This is a genomic window from Ectopseudomonas alcaliphila (genome assembly GCF_900101755.1).
Lineage (GTDB): Bacteria > Pseudomonadota > Gammaproteobacteria > Pseudomonadales > Pseudomonadaceae > Aquipseudomonas > Aquipseudomonas alcaliphila.
On sequence record NZ_FNAE01000008.1, the window covers coordinates 63,270 to 81,773 of the forward strand.

The window sequence follows — 18,504 nt, forward strand, 5'->3', positions numbered from 1 at the left end:
CACTCGCGTGTACCAATTGGACAGGTGCTCGAGTAACAAGGACGGAGAATGAGTCAGCCAGGTTTTCATCTACAGCACCCCGAGATCAGAACGGCCACATCGGGCTGAGGAAGAAACGGCTCAACCAGCCAGGTTGGCTGGCATCGGCGAAGGCACCGGTGCCGGAATAGGTGATACGTGCATCGGCAACCCGAGTGGAAGACACGGTGTTGTCAGTGGAGATGTCGTCAGCACGCACCAGCCCGGAGATACGCATCAGCTCATCGCCAGTATTGAGCGTCATCCACTTCTCGCCACGCACCGCGAGAATGCCGTTGGGCAGCACTTCAGCGACGGTCACGGTGACCGAGCCAGACAGGCTGTTGCTCTGCCCTGCCTGACCAGAACCGGAGGCGTCACGCTGGGAGTTCCAGCTCGAATCCAGGCTCAGATTGTTGTTGGTCATGCCCAGCGCGCTGAGGCTGCGCAGCGGGTTGTCCGGTGCAACGGCCATGCCGAACAGGTTGGGCACACCCATTGTGCCGCTGCTGTCCTTCTGGATATTGCTGTTGGCGTTCTTGCTGGCCTGAGTGCGCTCATTCAGGGTGATGGTGATGATGTCACCAATACGAAAGGCCTTGCGGTCGTCATACAGACCATTTTCGAAACCGGCCTGATAGATCGAGCCATTGTTCTGCGCAGCCGGCAAGGGGGTGCGCGGTAAAACCGGCGCGTAATAGGGATCGTCCGGCTTGGCTGTCGGCGCCATGCAACCGCTGCCGAGCAGCAGGCCAGCCAACAGGGGGAAACAGAGAATTTGCCGGTTCATAACCACTACCTCGCGGCGTTCACAACAGTGTCAAAAAATCAGAGGTTCTGCGTCACGAAGGACAGCATCTGATCGGCGGTGGAAATCACCTTGGAGTTCATTTCATAGGCGCGCTGGGTGGTGATCATGTTCACCAACTCCTCCACCACGCTGACGTTGGAGTTTTCCAGGGTGTTCTGCAGTGTGGTGCCAAGGCCATTGAGGCCCGGGTTGCCCACCTGCGGCGCACCGCTGGAACCGGTCTCCAGGAACAGGTTGTTACCGATGGCTTCCAGGCCAGCCGGGTTGACGAAGTCGGCCAGCTGAAGGTTGCCGATGATCTGCGGTTGCGGGTTACCGGCAGTGGTCACCGAGACGGTGCCGTCTTCACCCACAGTAAAGGTGCGCACTTCATTCGGCAGAACAATTGCAGGCTCCAGGGCAAAGCCCTGAGAGGTCACGATCTGGCCATCGGAGTTCAGGTGAAAGCTGCCATCGCGGGTATAGGAAACGGTGCCATCGGGCTGCAGGATCTGGAAGAAACCCCGGCCGTTCACCGCCATGTCCAGCGGCTGCTCGGTTGTTTGCAGGCTGCCAGCGGTGAAGATCTTCTGTGTACCTACCACACGCACACCGGTGCCGAGCTGCAAACCCGAGGGCAACTCGCTGTCCTGACTGGACTGACCACCTGGCTGACGACGGATCTGATAGAGCAGATCCTCGAATTCCGCGCGATCACGCTTGAAGCCGGTAGTCGCCACGTTGGCCAGGTTGTTGGAAATGGTGGTCAGGTTCATGTCCTGGGCGGACAAACCGGTCTTGCTGACCCACAGTGCCGGAAGCATATCGTTTCTCCTCGGACGCCGGTTTTACGGCGCCGCGTGCTGGTAATTAGCTAATTTGCAAAACCCGCGCCATGGCCGACGCATTATCTTCGGCGGTGCGCATCATCTTTACCGACAGCTCGAACTGGCGGGACAGGGAGAGGATGGAAGTCATCTCTTCGACGGCGTTGACGTTGCTCGCCTCGAGGAAGCCCGAAGTCACCTGAACGGTCGCGTCAGCCTCTACCTCGGGCTGGCCCTTGACGCGGATCAGGCCATCGGTGCCCTTTTCCATGCTTTTCGGGTCAGGGTTGACCAGCTTGATGCGGTCGACCTCAGCCAAGACGTTGGGATTTTCACCAAGCGCACGAATGCTGATGGTACCGTCCTGACCAATCTCCACCTTCTGCTCCGGCGGCACGGCAATCGGCCCGGCATTGCCCATGACCGGCAAACCATTGCCGGTACGCAGCACGCCCAGGGCATCGATATTCAGGCTGGCAGTACGTACGTAGGCCTCACTGCCATCGGCTGCCTGCACGGCGATCCAGCCCTTGCCACCAATGGCCACATCAAGGTCACGACCGGTTTCCTGCAACGAGCCGGGGCGAAAATCCGTGGCCGGGCGCTCGCTCATGGCGAATACGCGCGCCGGATAGGTTTCACCGAACAGCGGCATGGAGCGCGCTTGCTCGAAATCGCGACGAAAACCCGAGGTGGAAACGTTCGCCAGATTGTTGGCATGGGCGCGCAGAGCCAGTGTGTTGTTCTGCGCTCCGGTCATGGAGACGTACAGCATCTTGTCCATGGTAATTCTCCGAGTGGGCGACGGGCCCTTGGCTCTTTGCATTGACTACAGCAAGCGTCGTGCCAGACTCAGAAAAATAAATACAAGATACTGATTTATATGAGATTTATATGAAAAATAAAACCCATTTTGAAAGGCGACGGCGAGGTTTTGCCGGCCCTGAAACGGCAAAGCGGCAAGCCAGGCTTGCCGCTTTGCCTCCCCACAACCATCAACGCAGGTTGATGATGGTCTGGGTAATGGCGCTTTCGGTTTCGATGGTCTTGGCATTGGCCTGATAGTTGCGCTGAGCCACGATCAGGTTCACCAACTGATCCGACAGCTCGACGTTGGAGTCTTCCAACGCTCCCGCCTGCAGAGCACCGAGGGTACTGCTACGCGGCGTACCAATCACCGGCTCGCCGGACTCGAACGACTGCGCCCAGGCAGTCTTGCCTACCGGCGTCAGCCCCTGGACGTTGGCGAAGTTCGCCAGCAGAACCTGCCCTTGCACCTTGGACTGGCCATTGGTGTAACGAGCGAAGATCACCCCGGTGTCATCAATCTCGATGCCCGCCAACTGTCCAGTGGTGTAGCCATCCTGGCTGACGGCATTGACGCCGAAGGACGCCGCATACTGGGTCGAACCGCGCATGTCGAAGGTGAAGGCCTCGCTGTCAGCGCCATTGGGCACCAGGGTCCCAGGGTTGACCGGATCTTTCTCGGCTGGCACCCAATCGGTATCCGCAAGCGCGAAGACGCCATTGGGCGTACCTGCAGGAATAGCCGGTGCATCCAGAGCAGGGTTGGCTGGCGTGCTGGCCAACGGCGTGATGGCCGGCGCGGCCAACTGCCCTGCCGCATCGTAGTTCACCGCATAGCTGTAAGGCTGGGTGCTGCTCGGATCACGCGGATTGACCCCATCGATCAGCACATGCATGACCCAGCCATTGTTGGCCGGCGCTTCGTTCTTGACGAAGTATTGGGTCATCACGTGGGCATTGCCCTGAGAGTCGTAAATATTGGTCGAAGTGGACCAGTTGAAAGACCTCGAGTCACTCGGGTCGAAGGTCGGCGCCGCCATGGTTCCGGCGTTAGCAGGCCGTACGGCATTGGAGTTCAGGTTGAGGCGCTGGGTGACACTGGTAGTCGCCCTGGGCTCTTGCTGACCGGCACTGATGCGCAGATCAGACTGCACCGGCAGGATGTTGCCGCTGTCATCGGCCGCGTACCCCTGCAGACGATAGCCGAAATTGTTGACGATAAAGCCATCGCGGTCCGTACCGAAGTAACCAGCGCGGGTATAGCCGATCTCACCGTTGTTGCTGGTCACGAAGAAGCCGTTGCCGTTGATGGCCAGATCCAGAGCGTTGTTGGTGTAGTTGACATTGCCCTGGTTGAACAGCTGCGACACGTCTGCCAGCAGCACACCACTGCCCTGCGCATTCTTGCCGGTACCCAGCACGGAAGCGGCGTAGACATCGGCGAACTCGGCACGGGACTGCTTGAAGCCTGCGGTACCGGCGTTGGCGATGTTGTTACCGGTGACGTTGAGGTCGCTGGTCGCAGCACGCAGGCCGCTAAGACCAATATTGAACGACATGGAAAACTCCTTTGCCGGAACTGCCGGCGGCAATAGTTATTGGCCGATGACCTGCACTTGAGAAAGCGGAACGCTACCGAGGCCAGCAAGGTTGAGCATCAGCTCGTTGCCGCCCAGGGTGACGCTGTCGACGTTGGCCGGCAGCAGGGTATACAACCCTTTGGTTTCGCTGCCGTAGGTGGCCTGCGCCTCGAACTTGTAGGTGCCCGGCGGCGCCACGTTGCCATCGGAATCCTTGCCGTCCCAGATGAAGCTGACGTTGCCGGCAGCCTGCTCGCCCAGGTTGACGCGGGTAACCAACGCCCCCGAATTGTCATAGACGTTGACGTACACGTTGCTGCTGCTGACCGGCAAAACAGTGCTGGCCTTGAAACTTTCACTGGTATCGACCACCGCCTTCTCGCTCGGCACGATGACCTTGCGCCCGACCAGAGAAGAGGCTTGCAACGCCTGCGAAGACTGGAAGCTGGAAAGCATCGAGCCCATGCTGGTGTTGAGCTTCTCGATCCCCTCTACCTGACTGAACTGTGCCAACTGGGCAATGAACTCACCATTGCCCTGAGGCTCCAGCGGGTTCTGGTTGTTGAGCTGCGCTACCAGCAGATTGAGGAACTCGTTCTTGCCGAGGTCCTTACTCTTAGGTGCGTCCTGTTTGTGCTGGTACTGATCCAGTACCGAGCCAGTGCCGCTTACTGTGCTCATCCCTAGTCTCCTCGTCTCGGCTTACTGACCCAGGGTCAGCACGCGCTGCAGCATCTGTTTGGCGGTGTTCATCATTTCCACGTTGGTCTGGAAGGCGCGACTGGCGGAAATCATGTCGGCCATTTCCTCGACCACGTTGACGTTCGGGTAGAAGACGTAACCATCGGCGTTGGCCATCGGATGATCGGGCTCATAACGCGGCATCAGGCTGCTCTGGTCCTCGATCACGCCAAGCACCTGAACACCGCGACCTGCCTCATCCTGCTCGGCGAACAGTGAGCCACGATCACCGCCCTGCGCCTGCTGGAACACGGTGGCAAACACCGGATGACGTGCGCGATAAGTCTGATCCAGGCTCGAGGAAACGGTCTCGGCGTTGGCGATGTTGCTGGAAATGGTGTTCAGGCGAGTGCTCTGGGCGCTCATGCCGGTTCCGGCGATGTTGAAAACACTGGCAAGGGACATGGTCGCGCTCCTTATTCGCCGCGCAGGGCATTGGTCAGCCCTTTGAATTTGCTATTGAGGAAGGTGAAGCTGGCCTGGAACTGCACCGAATTTTCGGCGTAGTTGGATTGTTCGATCTGCAGGTCGACGGTGTTCTGATCCAGCGACGCGTGGAACGGCGTGCGATAAGGCAGTTCTGCCTCGCCACTCTTCACACCCTCGGCCGGGATGTGGCGACTGTCGGTGCGATTCAGGGAAACGCCGCCGCGCTGCATGCGGCTGTTCTGCTCGGCCAGCACACTGGCGAAGTCCAGATCACGAGCCTTGTAGTTCGGCGTATCGGCGTTAGCGATGTTGTTCGCCAGCACCTCGGCACGCTGGGCGCGAAACCCGAGTGCCTGTTCATGGATACCGAGTGCTCTGCCGAAGTTGATGCTCATGTTCTGAACCTTTGCCGCAAGGGCCGTCTGATCACTGTTGCCAGACATACAGCAAAGGCTGTGCCATTTATTTAAGTGCTTATAAATCAATGGCTTGACATGAAACTGGCCGAGCAAAAGCGGCAAAGCGGCAAAGCCTTACCGCGTGTAGGCAAGGAAGCGGCAAAGCTGATCGGGCAGATTGCCGCCCGCCGAATTGTGGGGCTCGCCATGCGCACCAGCGATCTGGCGTGAAGGCAAACGTCGGTGCGCGCAGCAACCTCCCCGTCCACGCTCAGCCGTCACAGGCCGGCGCATCGTCTGCAGCGCCCAGAAACGCAAACGGGAGGCCAAAGGCCTCCCGTTGCTGATACCAAACATGCCTTGCGACTATTTGGCCTTGTAGATGATCCCAGGGCTGCACTGCACCATCTGGTATTTTTCCGGCAGGCCATTGAGCGCCTCGGAAGCGCCGAGGAACAGATAACCGCCCGGTTTCAACGTGGCATGGATGCGCGTGAGGATGTCCTTCTTCACTTCCGCAGAGAAGTAGATCAGCACGTTGCGGCAGAAGACGATGTCGAACTTGCCCAACGCCGCGTAGCTGTCCAGCAAATTCAGCGGGCGGAATTCGACACGGCTCTTGATGGGAGCCTTGACCTGCCAACGTCCCGGCCCCTTGGGGTCGAAGTAACGCTGCAAACGCTCCTGCGACAATCCACGCCCCATTGCCAGGCTGTCATATTCGCCCGACTTGCAATTGGTCAGCATCGAAGGCGACAGGTCGGTGGCCACGATCTGTATACCTGCCTTGAGCTGACCGAGGTTGGTGCGCTCGAACTCGTCGATGGACATCGACAGCGAATAAGGCTCCTGGCCGGACGAGCAGGCCGCCGACCAGATACGCAGGCGCTGAGCCGGGTAAGCCTTGATCAATTCCGGCAGCACGCGATTCTTGAGCACCTCGAAGGGATAAGTGTCACGAAACCACAGGGTTTCGTTGGTGGTCATGGCATCTACAACCTGCTCGCGCAGCCCTCCGCGCGGCTGGCTTTGCATACGCTGCACCAGTTCGCCCAAGGTCTTGATGCCGTTCTGTTCCATCAACTTGTTCAGACGGCTGGAGACCAGATACTGCTTGTTGCTGCCAAGCAGAATACCGCAGGCCTTTTCCAGGAAAGTCCGGAACTGCTCGAAATCCAAATTACCTGAAGACACTAGTGCCGCCTCTCCAACCATAACGTTCGCCGAAGGTCGCCCCTCAGCCCCCATCCGATACACGAATGCGATCAACCACACGCGCCGCCAGATCATCTGGCTTGAACTTGGCGAGGAAGTCGTCAGCGCCGACCTTCTTCACCATCGCCTGGTTGAACACACCGGAAAGTGAAGTATGCAGGAGGATATGCAGCTTCTGCATGCGCGGATCGCTACGAATCTCCGTAGTCAGCGTATATCCATCCATCTCGGGCATCTCGATGTCGGAAATCAGCATCAGCAGTTCCTTGTCGGGATTATGCCCTTCGTCCGCCATTTTCTTGAGGTAGTTGAGCGCCTCACGGCCATCATTGAGCGCGGTAACCTCGACACCGACGGTCTGCAGGCAGCGCGAAACCTGTTTGCGCGCCACCGAGGAGTCATCGACGATCAGCACATGCTTGGTCACCGCCTGACTCTGCACCTGATCATCGATAACGCCAGCGGAGATCACTTCGGAAGTCGGCGCGACTTCGGCAAGAATCTTCTCGACATCAATGATCTCGACCAACTGCTGGTCGAGCCGCGTGACCGCCGTCAGATAGTGATCGCGCCCGGTGCCCTTGGGTGGAGGATGAATCTCCTCCCAGTTCATGTTGACGATACGTTCGACCGAGCGCACCAGAAAACCCTGAACCTTGGTGTTGTACTCGGTGATGATCACGAAGCTGGTCTTCAGATTTTCCAGCGCGGCACTGCCGGTAGCGATGGAAAGATCGAGGATCGGAATGGTGCCCCCGCGAATGTTGGCCACGCCCCGCACCACCGGGCTGGATTTGGGCATGATGGTGAGATTCGGGCACTGCAGCACCTCTTTCACCTTGAATACGTTGATACCGTAAAGCTGTGGGCCCTCCAGGCGAAACAGCAACAACTCCAAGCGGTTCTGTCCCACCAGCTGAGTGCGCTGGTTAACCGAATCCATCAACCCGGCCATGCCCGGACTCCTTCTTGTCTAGTGACGCCTTCCCCATTGAGCCTAGCAGGCGGCACGGGGCTTGCTTTGCATTGCTTATGAAACAGAGAACGCCATCATTCCGTCAGCTACTGGCAAAGTGCCTTGCCTCTTTGCCCGTTTTACTCGCTTTGCCGACACTCGGCTACAGCGCTACTGCGGCTGCCACCTTCACCAGCACTGAGCAACTTATCGGCGCCACCGAGTCCTTTCTTGAGCAGGCGACCACTGAATATCTACAGCGTAGCGAAATTCAGGGCCGCCATGAGATTCGCGTCAATCGTCTCGACCCGCGGTTACGCCTGCCCCTGTGCGATCAGCCGCTGAGCACCACCCTGGAGAGCCCGGCGCAGCCGCTGGGCCGCGTCACTACACGCGTGCGCTGCGACGGCAGCGCCCCGTGGACGGTATTCGTGCCCGCTGAAGTGCGCTTGTATCGTCCCGTCGTCGTACTGACTCGCCCCCTCAAGCGCATGAGCGTAGTCAAGGCTACGGACTTGAGCATGGTGGAACGCGACATCGGGCAACTGGGTCAGAACTTCCTGACCGACCCGACGCAGGCAATCGGCAAGAAATTGACGCGACAGCTGGGCAGCGACCAGATTCTCCTTTCAACCCATCTGCAAGTAGCCGAAGTCATTCGGCGCGGCGATCAGGTCGTCATCAGCGCCCGCGGCGGTAACGTGAATGTCCGCATGCCCGGTGAAGCCCTGACCGACGGTGCGCCTGGCGAACAGATCAATGTCCGTAACCTGCGCTCGCAACGAGTCGTTCGAGCCCGCGTTGTCGGCCCTGGCCAAGTGGAAGTACCCATGTAGGCATGTTTCTTGTAGCGCAAAGGCGTGGCGATTCCCTACACTGTTCAGCGACGCGATGAAATTAATCCTAAAGTTTTTCCGGCGGCAGCCGAGAAGCATGGCAAGCGTCCACCAAATCGTCCGAGGTTCTGCATCATGGTCATCGACTTCAACCGGCTGAACAATGCCAATACGCCCGCCAATGCGGGACGTACCGGCGCGACTCAGGCTGGCAATCGCAATGAGTCGGCACAGCCGAACAAAGCGCCTGTCACCGGTAACGATGAACAAACCACCGCCAAGAGCGGCGAATCGGTGCAACTGAGCCGTGAGGCACAACAGTTGCAAGCAATCGGCGAGAAGCTGCGTGATCAGCCCATCGTCAACAAGGAGCGCGTGGCCCAGCTGAAACAGGCCATCGCCGATGGCAGCTATCAGGTCGACAGCAAACGCGTCGCCCAGAAACTGCTCGACTTCGAATCCCAGCGCTAGTCTCAGGGCTGCGCTGGGGGTGTTGGACGCCCGACCCCCAAGAGCCCGCCATGAACGACACAGCCTTGCTTGACCTCTTCACCAACGATATCGGCACTGCCGAGCAATTGCTTGAGCTGATCGATAACGAATTCCAGGCCCTCACCGAACGCGACCTGCCGCGCCTCGATAGCTTGCTCAGCGAAAAACAACCTCTGCTTGCCCTGCTTCAGCAGCATGGCAACGACCGCAGCCGTCTGCTGCAAACCGCCGGTCTGAGTGCAGATCGCGAGGGGCTCACCGCGCTGGCGAGCCAGTCCTCGGTAGGCGAACAACTGCTGCAGCGCAGTGAAGAATTGTCCGCTCTGCTACAGCGTTGTCAGGAGGCCAATCTGCGCAATGGGCGTTTGATTCGCGCCAACCAGGCCTCGGTCGGCAGCGTCCTCGGCATTCTGCGCGGCGGAGAAACCCCCGGCCTCTATGACAGCCGCGGCAGTGCCGCTAGAATCGCGCAGCAAAGGCCGCTCAGCCAGGCCTGAGCCATCCCCCCAACAAAAAGCACAGGGACATGCGGGCACTCTGCCAGTATGCTAGTGCCGTTGTAGTCCATGACTCGGAGAGTTCCGAACTGTGTCCAGCGCGTTCAACGACGAGAGCGGTCCTCAACCGCCCAAGGTGCTCAAGACATCCGTCGAGATCATTGCCACCCTACGTCAACTGCAACAAAACCATGATCCCCTGGTTATCCAGTTCAAGGATCGTGGCCAGCGTTTTCAAAGCTACCTTGTCGAAATCGATAAAGACCGTGCGCGCGTAGCGCTGGATGAAATCATCCCTACCGATGGCGAACGTTTTCTCAAGCAAGGCGAAACCTTCAACGTCGAGGCGTTCCGCGAGGGTGTGCGAGTAGCCTGGACCTGTGATCACGACGTGCAACTCGGCGAACTCGAGGGTGCCCCCTGCTACTGGGCGCCGCTGCCCGTCGAAGTGATCTACCACCAGCGCCGCAGCGCCTTCCGTGCGCCACTGAAGCAGAGTGATCTGGTCAAGGTTGTACTCAACGGCGACAAGCTGCGCGAGCCGCTGTCAGGTCATCTGCTGGATATCTCGGCCACTGGCTGCAAACTGCGTTTCGCCGGCAACCTCAGTCAGCAACTGAGCAATGGCCAGGTACACGAGCGCCTCACCGCCTACCTGCCCTTCGGCAACATGACCTGCGCCGTGGAGTTGCGTCACGTGCAATACGAGGATAAGGTCGACATGACCTTCATCGGCACTCGCTTTCATCGCATGAACGGCCTGGAGCAACGTCAGGTCGAGCGCTTCGTCTATCAGCTGCAACGCGAGGCACGTCGCACCGAGAGCGACGACTCCTTCTGAACGCCGGCAACCCTTACTGGTCTGCCTGCGTTTTCTGCTGATCCTCTTCAGCCGCCGCTGCCGCAGCAGCGGCAGGTTCCTGCATCTGCTCCTGCACCGTCTGCTCATCGACCCTCGGGTCGAGCGCAGCGACCAGCGGCGAGCTGGTGACGTTACCCGGCATGGCCATATGATGCAGCGGCGCATCATCGACCTGATGCAGATGCGTCACCGTTTCAGGACGAATGCGCCAGACCAGAATCAACGCGCACACGCTGACGAACACATAGAGCATGTTGGCGCCATAGAAACGCATCAGCACACCGGCCAGCAGCGGACCGATACACGCCCCCACGCCGAAGGTGACCAGCAACATGGCCGTCAATGACACGCGGCGCTCCGGCTCGACATGGTCGTTGGCCAGCGCCACCGCCAGCGGGTAGAGGCTGAATTGCATCAGGCTGACCAGGAAGCCGACACCGAACAGCAAGCCGAGAAAAACCTCCGGCAGCGCTGCCAGTGGCAGGGCTGCAAACAGCAGCAGGACCGCACAGCCGCGAATCAGGCGCACGCGGTCATGCCGATCGGATAACCAGCCCAGCGGCCATTGCACCAGCAGGCCGGCGAGAATGCAGCTACCCATGAACAGGCCCACCTGCTCGGTCGACAGGCCCATGCGCGTGGCATACAGCGGCGCCAGACCGTAGAAGGAGCCGATCAGCAGACCCGCCACCGAGATGGTGGTCAGCGACAGCGGCACACGCCTGAGGAAGAAACGCAGTTCCAATGGAGCCGGATGCAAGGGGGCCGGGTGCAGGCGACGAGTCAGTGCCACGGGCACCAGACACAGCGCGAAGCACAGAGCGACCAGCATCAGCAACTCCAGCCCCAGCGTCGGGTGCAGGACCAGAGCCAGTTGGCCAAGTATCAGTCCCAGATAGGAGGCAGCCATATAGCCACTGAACACCAGGCCGCGCTGCTTGGCTTCAGCCTGCTCGTTGAGCCAGCTCTCGATCACCATGTACTGGCACATCATGCCCAGGCCCACCAGCACGCGCAGGAACAACCAGAATGGCAGCCACTCCACCAGACCGTGACCGAGCACCGCCGCGGTGACCACCCCGGCGCAGGCCACGTACGCACGGATGTGCCCCACCCGACCGATCAACCGATGCCCCAGCTTGCCGCCCAGCACCAGGCCGAAATAGTTGGCCGCCATCAGTGCACCGACCCACAGACCATCTACGGTCTCGGCCAGGCGCAGGGCCAGATAGGTACTGAGCAGACCGGAGCCGAGCAGCATCAGCAGAGTGGCAAAGTACAGCGAGCGGAATGACTTCCAGATCAGTCGCATTTGCGGGTAAAGCTCCTTGTGCGGTAACCGGGAGTCGCATCACGCCTGCGCGGCGAGAACACGACGCTCCCAGGGCGTGATTTCATCGTAGAAGCTGGCCAACTCTATGGCCTTGCTGGCGATGTAACCTTCGATGAATTCCGCACCGAACAGTTCGATTGCCAGCTCGCTGCGTTTCAGACGCTCGATAGCGGCGTGCATGGTACAGGGTAGCGCCAATTCTTCCGGCACCTCGAACTCACCCTGGATCGGCGCACTGGGTTGCAGCTCGCACTCCAGGCCATGCAGCCCAGCCGCGAGGCTGGCAGCGAGGGCCAGATAAGGGTTGGCATCGGCACCCGGCAGACGATTCTCCACTCGCCGCGCCACCGGCGCACTGGCCGGAATACGCAGCCCCGCAGCACGGTTGTCCGCCGACCAGCAGGCGTTGTTCGGTGACGCATAGGGATGACACAGGCGCTGATAGGAATTCACGTGCGGGGCGAACAGCAGGGTGAAATCAGCCATTGCAGCCTGCTGACCACCGATGAAGTGATAAAAAGCTGCAGTCGCCTCACCATTGTCAGCACTGAAGATGTTACGACCGCTGCCCTGCTCCACCACGCTCTGATGGATATGCATGGAGCTACCCGGCGTGCGCGCCAGCGGCTTGGCCATGCAGACCACGGACAGACCGTGCTTGAAGCCGATCTCCTTGAGCAGGTGCTTGAACAGGAAGGTCTGATCGGCCAGCAACAGCGCGTCACCGTGCAGCAGGTTGATCTCGAACTGGCTGACGCCCATCTCGTGCATGAAGGTATCACGCGGCAGACCGAGTGCCTCCATGCAGCGATAGACCTCGGCGAAGAACGGCCGCAGGCCATTGCCGGAGCTGACGCTGAAAGCCGAACCGCCATCCTCACGACGTCCATCCAGCCCCAGTGGCGGCTGGAACGGCTGCTGCGGGTCGGGGTTGGCGGCGAACACGAAGAACTCCAGCTCGGTCGCCACGACCGGCTGCCAGCCATGCTCGGCGTAGCGCGCCAATACCCGTTTGAGCAGACCGCGCGTGGAAAGCCCCGAGCTGCGCCCGTCCAACTCGTCCGCGTCGCAGATGGCCAGTGCGCGCGGCGACTCGCTCCAGGGCAGACGGTGAATCTGGCGAGGGTCGGCGTTAAGCACCAGGTCGCCATCGTCACCGCCGTAGAAACGTGCCGGCGGGTAGCCGCCCATGATGCATTGCAACAGTACGCCGCGAGCGAGCTGCAGGCGCCGTCCCTCAAGCAAACCGCTGGCCGTCATCACCTTGCCTCGGGGAACTCCATTGAGGTCCGGAGTTACGCAATCGATCTCATCGATGCCCTGCAGCAGGGTTTCCAGTGCGTGACGGCTGGCAGTGCTCATCTTTTGTTGTCCTTGAATAGCGCGGATACCGCCTGACGGCGACGATGCGTACAAAATACGCACCAGTCGTTCGATATTTCAAGCAGGCAAAGCTTGCCGAGATGCGACACCGGCTTGCACCCTGTCGTCCAGATGCCCGCGGCTGGCTCGAAGCGGCGTGAGGCTGTGCTAGAGTCGCGCGCTATTTTTTCGGCTGAGCCTCCACAGGCTGCGCTGAAAGCCCTCTCGACCCAGGCGCGACGGCCCTTGCCACACGCCCAGCAACCAGAGAACCACGCGATGTCCCAAGCCATCCACCCTGCCCTGCAGCTTCTCAACCGTACCAGCCTGGTGACGCAGATCATCATCGGCCTGCTCGCGGGTATCGCCCTTGCCGTTATCGCCCCGCAGGCAGCGCTGTCTGTCGGCTTCATCGGCAACGTGTTCGTCTCGGCGTTGAAGGCGGTGGCACCGGTACTGGTGTTCATCCTGGTGATGTCGTCCATCGCCAACCACCAGCAAGGCCAACAGACTCACATTCGCCCGATCCTGGCGATGTACCTGATCGGCACCTTCAGCGCCGCCCTGGTGGCGGTGATTGCCAGCTTCGCCTTCCCGTCGTCGCTGGTGCTGAGCAGCCAGGCCGCCGAACTGTCGCCCCCCGGCGGCATCGGCGAAGTGCTCAGGACCCTGCTGATGAACGTGGTCGACAATCCGGTCAATGCACTGCTGCGCGGCAATTTCATCGGCATCCTGGCCTGGGCCATCGGCCTCGGCTTCGCCTTCCGTCATGCCAGTGCCAGCAGCAAGCAGTTGCTGGGCGACCTGTCCAATGGCGTTACGGCCATCGTCAAGCTGGTGATCCGCCTGGCACCGCTGGGCATCTTCGGCCTGGTCGCCGCGACCCTGGCCGAGTCCGGTTTCGAGGCCCTGCTCGGCTACCTGCACCTGCTGGTGGTACTGGTCGGCTGCATGTTGCTGGTAGCTCTGCTGATCAACCCGGCACTGGTGTACTGGAAGATTCGTCGCAATCCCTACCCGCTGGTGCTGACCTGCCTGCGTGGCAGTGCGATCACCGCTTTCTTCACCCGCAGTTCGGCTGCCAACATCCCGGTCAACCTGCAACTGTGCAAGGATCTGAACCTGCACGAAGAAACCTACTCCGTCTCCATCCCGCTCGGCGCCACCATCAACATGGCCGGTGCGGCCATCACCATCACCGTCCTGACCCTGGCTGCGGTGCATACCCTGGGCATCCCCGTCGATCTGCCGACCGCACTGCTGCTCAGTGTGCTGGCCGCGATCAGCGCCTGCGGCGCGTCCGGTGTGGCCGGCGGCTCGCTGCTGCTGATCCCGCTGGCTTGCAGCCTGTTCGGTATCCCTAACGAAGTGGCCATGCAGATCGTCGCCATCGGCTTCATCATCGGCATCGTTCAGGACTCGGCGGAAACCGCGCTGAACTCCTCCACCGACGTGCTGTTCACCGCCGCTGCATGCATGGCACAAGAGCGTCAGGACAGCTGAAGCTCGGCGCTTTGATAGAAAGGCCCACTTCGCGTGGGCCTTTTTTGTGGCTGAAACACCCAGATACGCAAATGATAATTTGTATTATTAGCGTTTGATTGCTAGATTGCCCCGGTCGCTTCTGCCGACGCGTTCTATTCGCGAAGCTTCCGGGTTCAATCGCCATGCATCCTGCTACCGACCTCGACGCCCTGCTCAAGTCCGTCTCCCTCTGCCTGCCAGGCCTGAATGGCAACGTGGCGCCAGTACGCAGCGACCAGTTGCTGTGTGGCAGCCAAGGCAATCAGGAGCGCATCGCCGCGCTGCACGACTATTGGCAGCAAGCCCATCCCGAGGCCGGGCGACACTACTGGTCCACCCGTTGCTGGACCTTGTTGATCTGGCAACCCATTTACCTCAGCCTGTTGGCCGCTCACCTGGAACACCGCGTACCCTGCCTGAAACGCATGGGGCAATCGATCCGACAGGGCTTCGTCGGAGGCTTCAACCTGCCGCCCGATTGCCCACTGCGTAGCGGTGACAGAAATCTTGTCGAGAACGCCGCTGAGCGACTGATGAACCTGCTGGAACGTCAGCTGGAGGAGTTCAACGGTGTCTCCAACATCTACCCCAAGCTGGCGCGCCTGCTGATTGCCGACTGCGCCCGTGCTGCATTGCTTTTGCTGCAACGCCACCAGGGCATGAGCAATGGCCAGCTGCGCGAGCTGGAAGACCGCTGGCTGCAGGCGCTGGGCTTCCCTGGCAAGAGTCCACTGATCGAGGTAAGTCTCGAAGATGGCAGCCAGTGCCTGGCGCTGGGACGCAACGCCTGCTGCCAGCATTTTCGCCGCGCCGACGGCGAGCCCTGTGCCGGCTGCCCGAGATTGAAGCCTGCCGAACGCTTGCAGCGCTTTCGCGAGGAGCTGGTCTGCTGATGTGCGCGTGCTACGCAACGCACAATCCACTTCGAATCAACGGGTCGCCCGGGTTTGGCTGAGATGCATAGCGCACCGAGCCTGGTCGACAGTTGGCGCCCACTGAAAGCAGGCGCTTGCCGCTACGGACTGGCGTTGCTCGGTCTGCTGATCATCGCCTTGCTGCACCTCAATATCAGCCTGGACCACTGGACGCTGACTGTCCCCGAAGGCGACAGCTTCGCCGCTCTGCAATTTCACCTGGCCAGCCTGCCGCGCCTGGTGATGACGCTACTGGTGGGCGCGGCACTGGGGCTATCCGGCAGCCTGTTGCAACAACTGACGCAGAACCGCCTGGTATCACCCATGACCCTCGGCGCTGCCTCCGGCGCCTGGCTCGGCTTGCTGGCCGCCAGCCTGGTCCTCCCTATTTTTGCTGCCGAATATGGACATTGGGCGGCGCTGGCCGGCGCACTGCTGAGCGTCGGGCTGGTGTTGCTGATTGCCGGACGCGACGGTATCGCCGGCTTGCCAGTGATACTCGCCGGCATGGCGATGAACCTGCTACTGGGCGCACTGGCCATCGCTGTGCTGATACTCAACCAGCAACAGACACGCGGCCTGTTCATCTGGGGCGCAGGCGACATGGGTCAGATCGACTGGTCCTGGGTTCATTGGCTCTGGCCCAAGTTGTTGCCGGGGCTGCTGCTCCTGTGGCTCGCCCCGCGCGTGCTGACCTTGCTCAAGCTGGGCGGCACCGCCGCTCGAGGGCGCGGGCTGAACCTGTGGCCGGCGCTGCTGATGCTGTTTCTTGCCTCGTTGTGGATGACCGCTGCAGCCATTACCGCCGTGGGTCTGATCGGCTTCATCGGCCTGGTGGCGCCCAACCTGGCGCGTCTGTGTGGCGCCCGCACGGCCCGTGACGAGCTGGTCTACAGCGTACTGCTGGGCATGTTGGTGCTGTTGGCCAGCGATGCCGTGGCGCTGCTACTCAGCCACTGGTTGAGTGAGCAGATACCAACGGGCGCCGTCGCCGCCCTGATCGGCGCGCCAGCCCTGCTCTGGCTTGCCCGTCGCCAGGGTGCTGCGCAAGATCGGCAAGCGCTGGCCCTGCCCCGAGGCAGCGACAGCTGCAAGGTTCGTACATGGTGGTTGCTGACGTTGGCCACGGTGCTCACCGCGCTGTTTGGCCTGTGCCTGCAATACGCGCCACAGGGTTGGCAACTGGCCTGGCCAGCGGACGTCCTGTGGTCGCTGCGTTGGCCGCGACTGCTCAGTGCGGCAGCCGCTGGCACTGGGCTGGCCGTTGCCGGTGTGCTGCTGCAACGCCTGCTGCACAATCCGCTGGCCAGCCCCGACATTCTCGGCCTCAGCGCCGGTGCTGCACTGGCGGTGATGATCAGTCTGCTGCTGTTCGGTCAAACGCTGTTCTGGCTGCTGGCACCGATTGCCGCCTTCATCGGCTGCCTGCTGGTGCTGGCGACGTTATTGCTGCTAGGGCGCAAACAGAAGTACTCGCCAGCGCTCATGGTACTGGTCGGCATGGCCCTGGCGGCTCTGCTCAATACCGCTCTGCAATTGGCCCTCAGTCAGGGCTCTTCGGATTCCCTGGCCTTGCTCGGCTGGCTAGCCGGTTCAACCTATAGGGTCAGCGGCCTGCAAGCCATCGCGCTGGGTTCGGGGGTAAGCCTGCTGATCGGCCTCAGCCTGTTCTGGCAACGCGCGCTGGATCTGCTCTCGGCAGGCGACGGCATCGCCCATGGACGCGGCCTGGATGTACCGGCAACGCGCTTGGTCCTGCTGTTGCTGGTGTCGCTGCTCTGCGCCCTGGTGACCAGCCTGGTCGGCCCGGTGAGCTTTCTCGGTCTGCTCGCTCCGCACATGGCCGTCACCCTCGGTGCTCGGCGCATCCAGCAGCAACTGCCGCTGGCGGCGCTACTTGGCTGCCTGCTGATGCTGCTGGCCGACCTCATCGGCCGCAACCTGATCTTTCCCCTGCAGATCCCGCTGGGCATCGTCGCCTCGATCCTCTGCGGCAGCTACTTCATCTTCTTGTTGCTGCGCAGGCGCCTGGCATGAAGCGCTGCACGATGCTGCTTTGCCTGCCTCTGTTCTGCTGGCTGCCAATGGCCGAGCCGGGCGAACCGCGTATTGCCGCGCTGAGCTGGGAGCCTGCCGAGCACCTGCTGCAACTGGGCATCACCCCGCTCACCGTGGCCGACGCCGCGGATTATCGCGATTGGGTGGTGCATCCGACGCTACCCGCCGAGGTGCTCAACGCCGGCAGTCGTACCGAACCGAACCTGGAGCGGCTGGCACAGCTGCACCCCGAGCTGATCCTGATCACGCCTCTGCTGGAGGACATGCGCCAACCGCTGGAGCGCATTGCGCCGGTGCTCAGCTACGGTGACTTCACCCAGCAGCAGAACAACCTGCAACTGCAGCGCGACAACTACCTGGACCTGGCCGCACGCCTGCAGCGCAGTGATCTCGCGCACGAGCGCCTGCTGCAGATGGAACAGCGCATCGACGAGTTGCGCCAACACCTGCTGGAACACTTCGGCGGTGAGTTGCCCAAGGTCACTCTTATCCGTTTCGCATCGGCCACCCAGGTGTACATCTTCGGCCCCAATTCACTGCCGCAGCACGCCATGTCCTTGCTCGGCCTGCAGCCGGCACAAGCAGTGCCAGTCAGCCGCTGGGGCAATATCCAGGCGCCGGTCACCCAGCTCGGCACGATCGAGGATGGCGTGGTGATCTATATCGAGCCCTTCGCCCAGCAGGAGCGCCTGTTCACCACCCGCCTGTGGCAGGCCATGCCGTTCGTGCGCCAGCAGCGCCTGACCAGCATGCGTTCGACCTGGACTCATGGCGGCGTGTTCAGCGTTGAGTATCTGGCCGAAGCGATCAGCGAAGCGCTGCTGAAACTGCCGGCGCAATAGAAAGCCCCACCTGTGATCAGGCGG

General features: G+C 61.0%; 20 protein-coding genes. 9 read left to right on the top strand and 11 right to left on the bottom strand.

What is annotated here, in order from left to right:
* Nucleotides 1-85: 85 nt before the first annotated feature.
* The 7 genes from flgH to flgB all read right to left on the bottom strand — a co-directional run bounded on the left by flgH (nucleotide 86) and on the right by flgB (nucleotide 5,587).
* Entirely contained in the window at nucleotides 86-808 is a 723-nt protein-coding gene (flgH, locus tag BLR77_RS20530) for a flagellar basal body L-ring protein FlgH (protein ID WP_074681286.1), read from the bottom strand.
* Between the two features lie 38 nt (nucleotides 809-846).
* On the bottom strand, nucleotides 847-1,632 hold the full coding sequence (gene flgG / locus BLR77_RS20535; RefSeq protein WP_074681288.1) for a flagellar basal-body rod protein FlgG: 786 nt from the start codon (nucleotides 1,630-1,632) through the stop codon (nucleotides 847-849).
* Between the two features lie 46 nt (nucleotides 1,633-1,678).
* The gene (locus tag BLR77_RS20540) at nucleotides 1,679-2,419 is read right to left on the bottom strand and encodes a flagellar basal body rod protein FlgF (RefSeq protein ID WP_074681290.1); all 741 of its coding nucleotides are present in this window, start codon (nucleotides 2,417-2,419) and stop codon (nucleotides 1,679-1,681) included.
* Between the two features lie 211 nt (nucleotides 2,420-2,630).
* Nucleotides 2,631-4,001: a flagellar hook protein FlgE gene (flgE, locus tag BLR77_RS20545; RefSeq protein ID WP_074681292.1), complete on the bottom strand. Its 1,371-nt coding sequence runs from the start codon at nucleotides 3,999-4,001 to the stop codon at nucleotides 2,631-2,633.
* A gap of 36 nt (nucleotides 4,002-4,037) precedes the next feature.
* Nucleotides 4,038-4,703 carry a flagellar hook assembly protein FlgD gene (gene flgD / locus BLR77_RS20550; protein ID WP_074681294.1) on the bottom strand — a complete coding sequence of 222 codons (666 nt, stop codon included), beginning with the start codon at nucleotides 4,701-4,703 and terminating at the stop codon, nucleotides 4,038-4,040.
* A gap of 21 nt (nucleotides 4,704-4,724) precedes the next feature.
* Nucleotides 4,725-5,168 carry a flagellar basal body rod protein FlgC gene (flgC, locus tag BLR77_RS20555; RefSeq protein WP_074681296.1) on the bottom strand — a complete coding sequence of 148 codons (444 nt, stop codon included), beginning with the start codon at nucleotides 5,166-5,168 and terminating at the stop codon, nucleotides 4,725-4,727.
* 11 nt (nucleotides 5,169-5,179) lie between these two features.
* Nucleotides 5,180-5,587, bottom strand: a complete 408-nt coding sequence (gene flgB / locus BLR77_RS20560; protein WP_074681298.1) for a flagellar basal body rod protein FlgB — start codon at nucleotides 5,585-5,587, stop codon at nucleotides 5,180-5,182.
* A gap of 99 nt (nucleotides 5,588-5,686) precedes the next feature.
* Here flgB and BLR77_RS25855 point away from each other — a divergent pair, with 99 nt between their 5' ends.
* Entirely contained in the window at nucleotides 5,687-5,821 is a 135-nt protein-coding gene (locus BLR77_RS25855) for a hypothetical protein (protein WP_274379667.1), read from the top strand.
* A gap of 135 nt (nucleotides 5,822-5,956) precedes the next feature.
* Here the strand turns inward: BLR77_RS25855 and cheR are convergent, their stop codons facing one another.
* Nucleotides 5,957-6,784 carry a protein-glutamate O-methyltransferase CheR gene (gene cheR, locus BLR77_RS20565; protein WP_074681300.1) on the bottom strand — a complete coding sequence of 276 codons (828 nt, stop codon included), beginning with the start codon at nucleotides 6,782-6,784 and terminating at the stop codon, nucleotides 5,957-5,959.
* 43 nt (nucleotides 6,785-6,827) lie between these two features.
* Entirely contained in the window at nucleotides 6,828-7,760 is a 933-nt protein-coding gene (locus tag BLR77_RS20570) for a chemotaxis protein CheV (protein ID WP_074681302.1), read from the bottom strand.
* 77 nt (nucleotides 7,761-7,837) lie between these two features.
* Between BLR77_RS20570 and flgA the strand changes: the two genes are divergently transcribed.
* From flgA to BLR77_RS20590, 4 genes are all read left to right on the top strand, one after another.
* Nucleotides 7,838-8,596: a flagellar basal body P-ring formation chaperone FlgA gene (gene flgA / locus BLR77_RS20575; RefSeq protein WP_074681304.1), complete on the top strand. Its 759-nt coding sequence runs from the start codon at nucleotides 7,838-7,840 to the stop codon at nucleotides 8,594-8,596.
* A gap of 135 nt (nucleotides 8,597-8,731) precedes the next feature.
* Nucleotides 8,732-9,067, top strand: a complete 336-nt coding sequence (flgM, locus tag BLR77_RS20580) for a flagellar biosynthesis anti-sigma factor FlgM (protein WP_074681306.1) — start codon at nucleotides 8,732-8,734, stop codon at nucleotides 9,065-9,067.
* A gap of 50 nt (nucleotides 9,068-9,117) precedes the next feature.
* Nucleotides 9,118-9,585, top strand: a complete 468-nt coding sequence (locus tag BLR77_RS20585) for a flagella synthesis protein FlgN (protein ID WP_074681308.1) — start codon at nucleotides 9,118-9,120, stop codon at nucleotides 9,583-9,585.
* Between the two features lie 91 nt (nucleotides 9,586-9,676).
* Nucleotides 9,677-10,426: a flagellar brake protein gene (locus BLR77_RS20590; protein WP_074681310.1), complete on the top strand. Its 750-nt coding sequence runs from the start codon at nucleotides 9,677-9,679 to the stop codon at nucleotides 10,424-10,426.
* A 13-nt stretch (nucleotides 10,427-10,439) separates the two neighbouring features.
* Here the strand turns inward: BLR77_RS20590 and BLR77_RS20595 are convergent, their stop codons facing one another.
* Both BLR77_RS20595 and BLR77_RS20600 read right to left on the bottom strand, forming a co-directional pair.
* A complete protein-coding gene (locus BLR77_RS20595) occupies nucleotides 10,440-11,759 on the bottom strand; it encodes an MFS transporter (RefSeq protein WP_074681311.1) in 1,320 nt (439 codons plus the stop codon).
* A gap of 39 nt (nucleotides 11,760-11,798) precedes the next feature.
* Nucleotides 11,799-13,142, bottom strand: coding sequence for a glutamine synthetase family protein (locus tag BLR77_RS20600; protein WP_074681313.1), 1,344 nt, complete (start codon nucleotides 13,140-13,142; stop codon nucleotides 11,799-11,801).
* Between the two features lie 279 nt (nucleotides 13,143-13,421).
* On the opposite strand from BLR77_RS20600, the gene sstT reads away from it, so the two are divergent.
* The 4 genes from sstT to BLR77_RS20620 all read left to right on the top strand — a co-directional run bounded on the left by sstT (nucleotide 13,422) and on the right by BLR77_RS20620 (nucleotide 18,480).
* Nucleotides 13,422-14,645: a serine/threonine transporter SstT gene (gene sstT, locus BLR77_RS20605; protein ID WP_074681315.1), complete on the top strand. Its 1,224-nt coding sequence runs from the start codon at nucleotides 13,422-13,424 to the stop codon at nucleotides 14,643-14,645.
* A 164-nt stretch (nucleotides 14,646-14,809) separates the two neighbouring features.
* The gene (locus BLR77_RS20610; RefSeq protein ID WP_074681327.1) at nucleotides 14,810-15,559 is read left to right on the top strand and encodes a siderophore ferric iron reductase; all 750 of its coding nucleotides are present in this window, start codon (nucleotides 14,810-14,812) and stop codon (nucleotides 15,557-15,559) included.
* A gap of 63 nt (nucleotides 15,560-15,622) precedes the next feature.
* Entirely contained in the window at nucleotides 15,623-17,617 is a 1,995-nt protein-coding gene (fhuB, locus tag BLR77_RS20615; protein ID WP_074681329.1) for a Fe(3+)-hydroxamate ABC transporter permease FhuB, read from the top strand.
* Nucleotides 17,614-18,480 carry an ABC transporter substrate-binding protein gene (locus tag BLR77_RS20620; protein ID WP_074681331.1) on the top strand — a complete coding sequence of 289 codons (867 nt, stop codon included), beginning with the start codon at nucleotides 17,614-17,616 and terminating at the stop codon, nucleotides 18,478-18,480. Before fhuB ends, BLR77_RS20620 begins: the two co-directional genes overlap by 4 nt.
* Nucleotides 18,481-18,504: the final 24 nt, after the last annotated feature.

Coding starts and splice junctions, on each gene's coding strand:
- flgH (WP_074681286.1), bottom strand. CDS start 808: ATGAACCGGCAAATTCTCTGTTTCCCCCTGTTGGCTGGCCTGCTGCTC.
- BLR77_RS20610 (WP_074681327.1), top strand. CDS start 14,810: ATGCATCCTGCTACCGACCTCGACGCCCTGCTCAAGTCCGTCTCCCTC.
- BLR77_RS20600 (WP_074681313.1), bottom strand. CDS start 13,142: ATGAGCACTGCCAGCCGTCACGCACTGGAAACCCTGCTGCAGGGCATC.
- flgG (WP_074681288.1), bottom strand. CDS start 1,632: ATGCTTCCGGCACTGTGGGTCAGCAAGACCGGTTTGTCCGCCCAGGAC.
- BLR77_RS20540 (WP_074681290.1), bottom strand. CDS start 2,419: ATGGACAAGATGCTGTACGTCTCCATGACCGGAGCGCAGAACAACACA.
- BLR77_RS20620 (WP_074681331.1), top strand. CDS start 17,614: ATGAAGCGCTGCACGATGCTGCTTTGCCTGCCTCTGTTCTGCTGGCTG.
- flgA (WP_074681304.1), top strand. CDS start 7,838: ATGAAACAGAGAACGCCATCATTCCGTCAGCTACTGGCAAAGTGCCTT.
- BLR77_RS20570 (WP_074681302.1), bottom strand. CDS start 7,760: ATGGCCGGGTTGATGGATTCGGTTAACCAGCGCACTCAGCTGGTGGGA.
- BLR77_RS20585 (WP_074681308.1), top strand. CDS start 9,118: ATGAACGACACAGCCTTGCTTGACCTCTTCACCAACGATATCGGCACT.
- BLR77_RS25855 (WP_274379667.1), top strand. CDS start 5,687: ATGAAACTGGCCGAGCAAAAGCGGCAAAGCGGCAAAGCCTTACCGCGT.
- sstT (WP_074681315.1), top strand. CDS start 13,422: ATGTCCCAAGCCATCCACCCTGCCCTGCAGCTTCTCAACCGTACCAGC.
- flgB (WP_074681298.1), bottom strand. CDS start 5,587: ATGAGCATCAACTTCGGCAGAGCACTCGGTATCCATGAACAGGCACTC.
- flgM (WP_074681306.1), top strand. CDS start 8,732: ATGGTCATCGACTTCAACCGGCTGAACAATGCCAATACGCCCGCCAAT.
- flgC (WP_074681296.1), bottom strand. CDS start 5,168: ATGTCCCTTGCCAGTGTTTTCAACATCGCCGGAACCGGCATGAGCGCC.
- fhuB (WP_074681329.1), top strand. CDS start 15,623: ATGCATAGCGCACCGAGCCTGGTCGACAGTTGGCGCCCACTGAAAGCA.
- flgD (WP_074681294.1), bottom strand. CDS start 4,703: ATGAGCACAGTAAGCGGCACTGGCTCGGTACTGGATCAGTACCAGCAC.
- flgE (WP_074681292.1), bottom strand. CDS start 4,001: ATGTCGTTCAATATTGGTCTTAGCGGCCTGCGTGCTGCGACCAGCGAC.
- BLR77_RS20595 (WP_074681311.1), bottom strand. CDS start 11,759: ATGCGACTGATCTGGAAGTCATTCCGCTCGCTGTACTTTGCCACTCTG.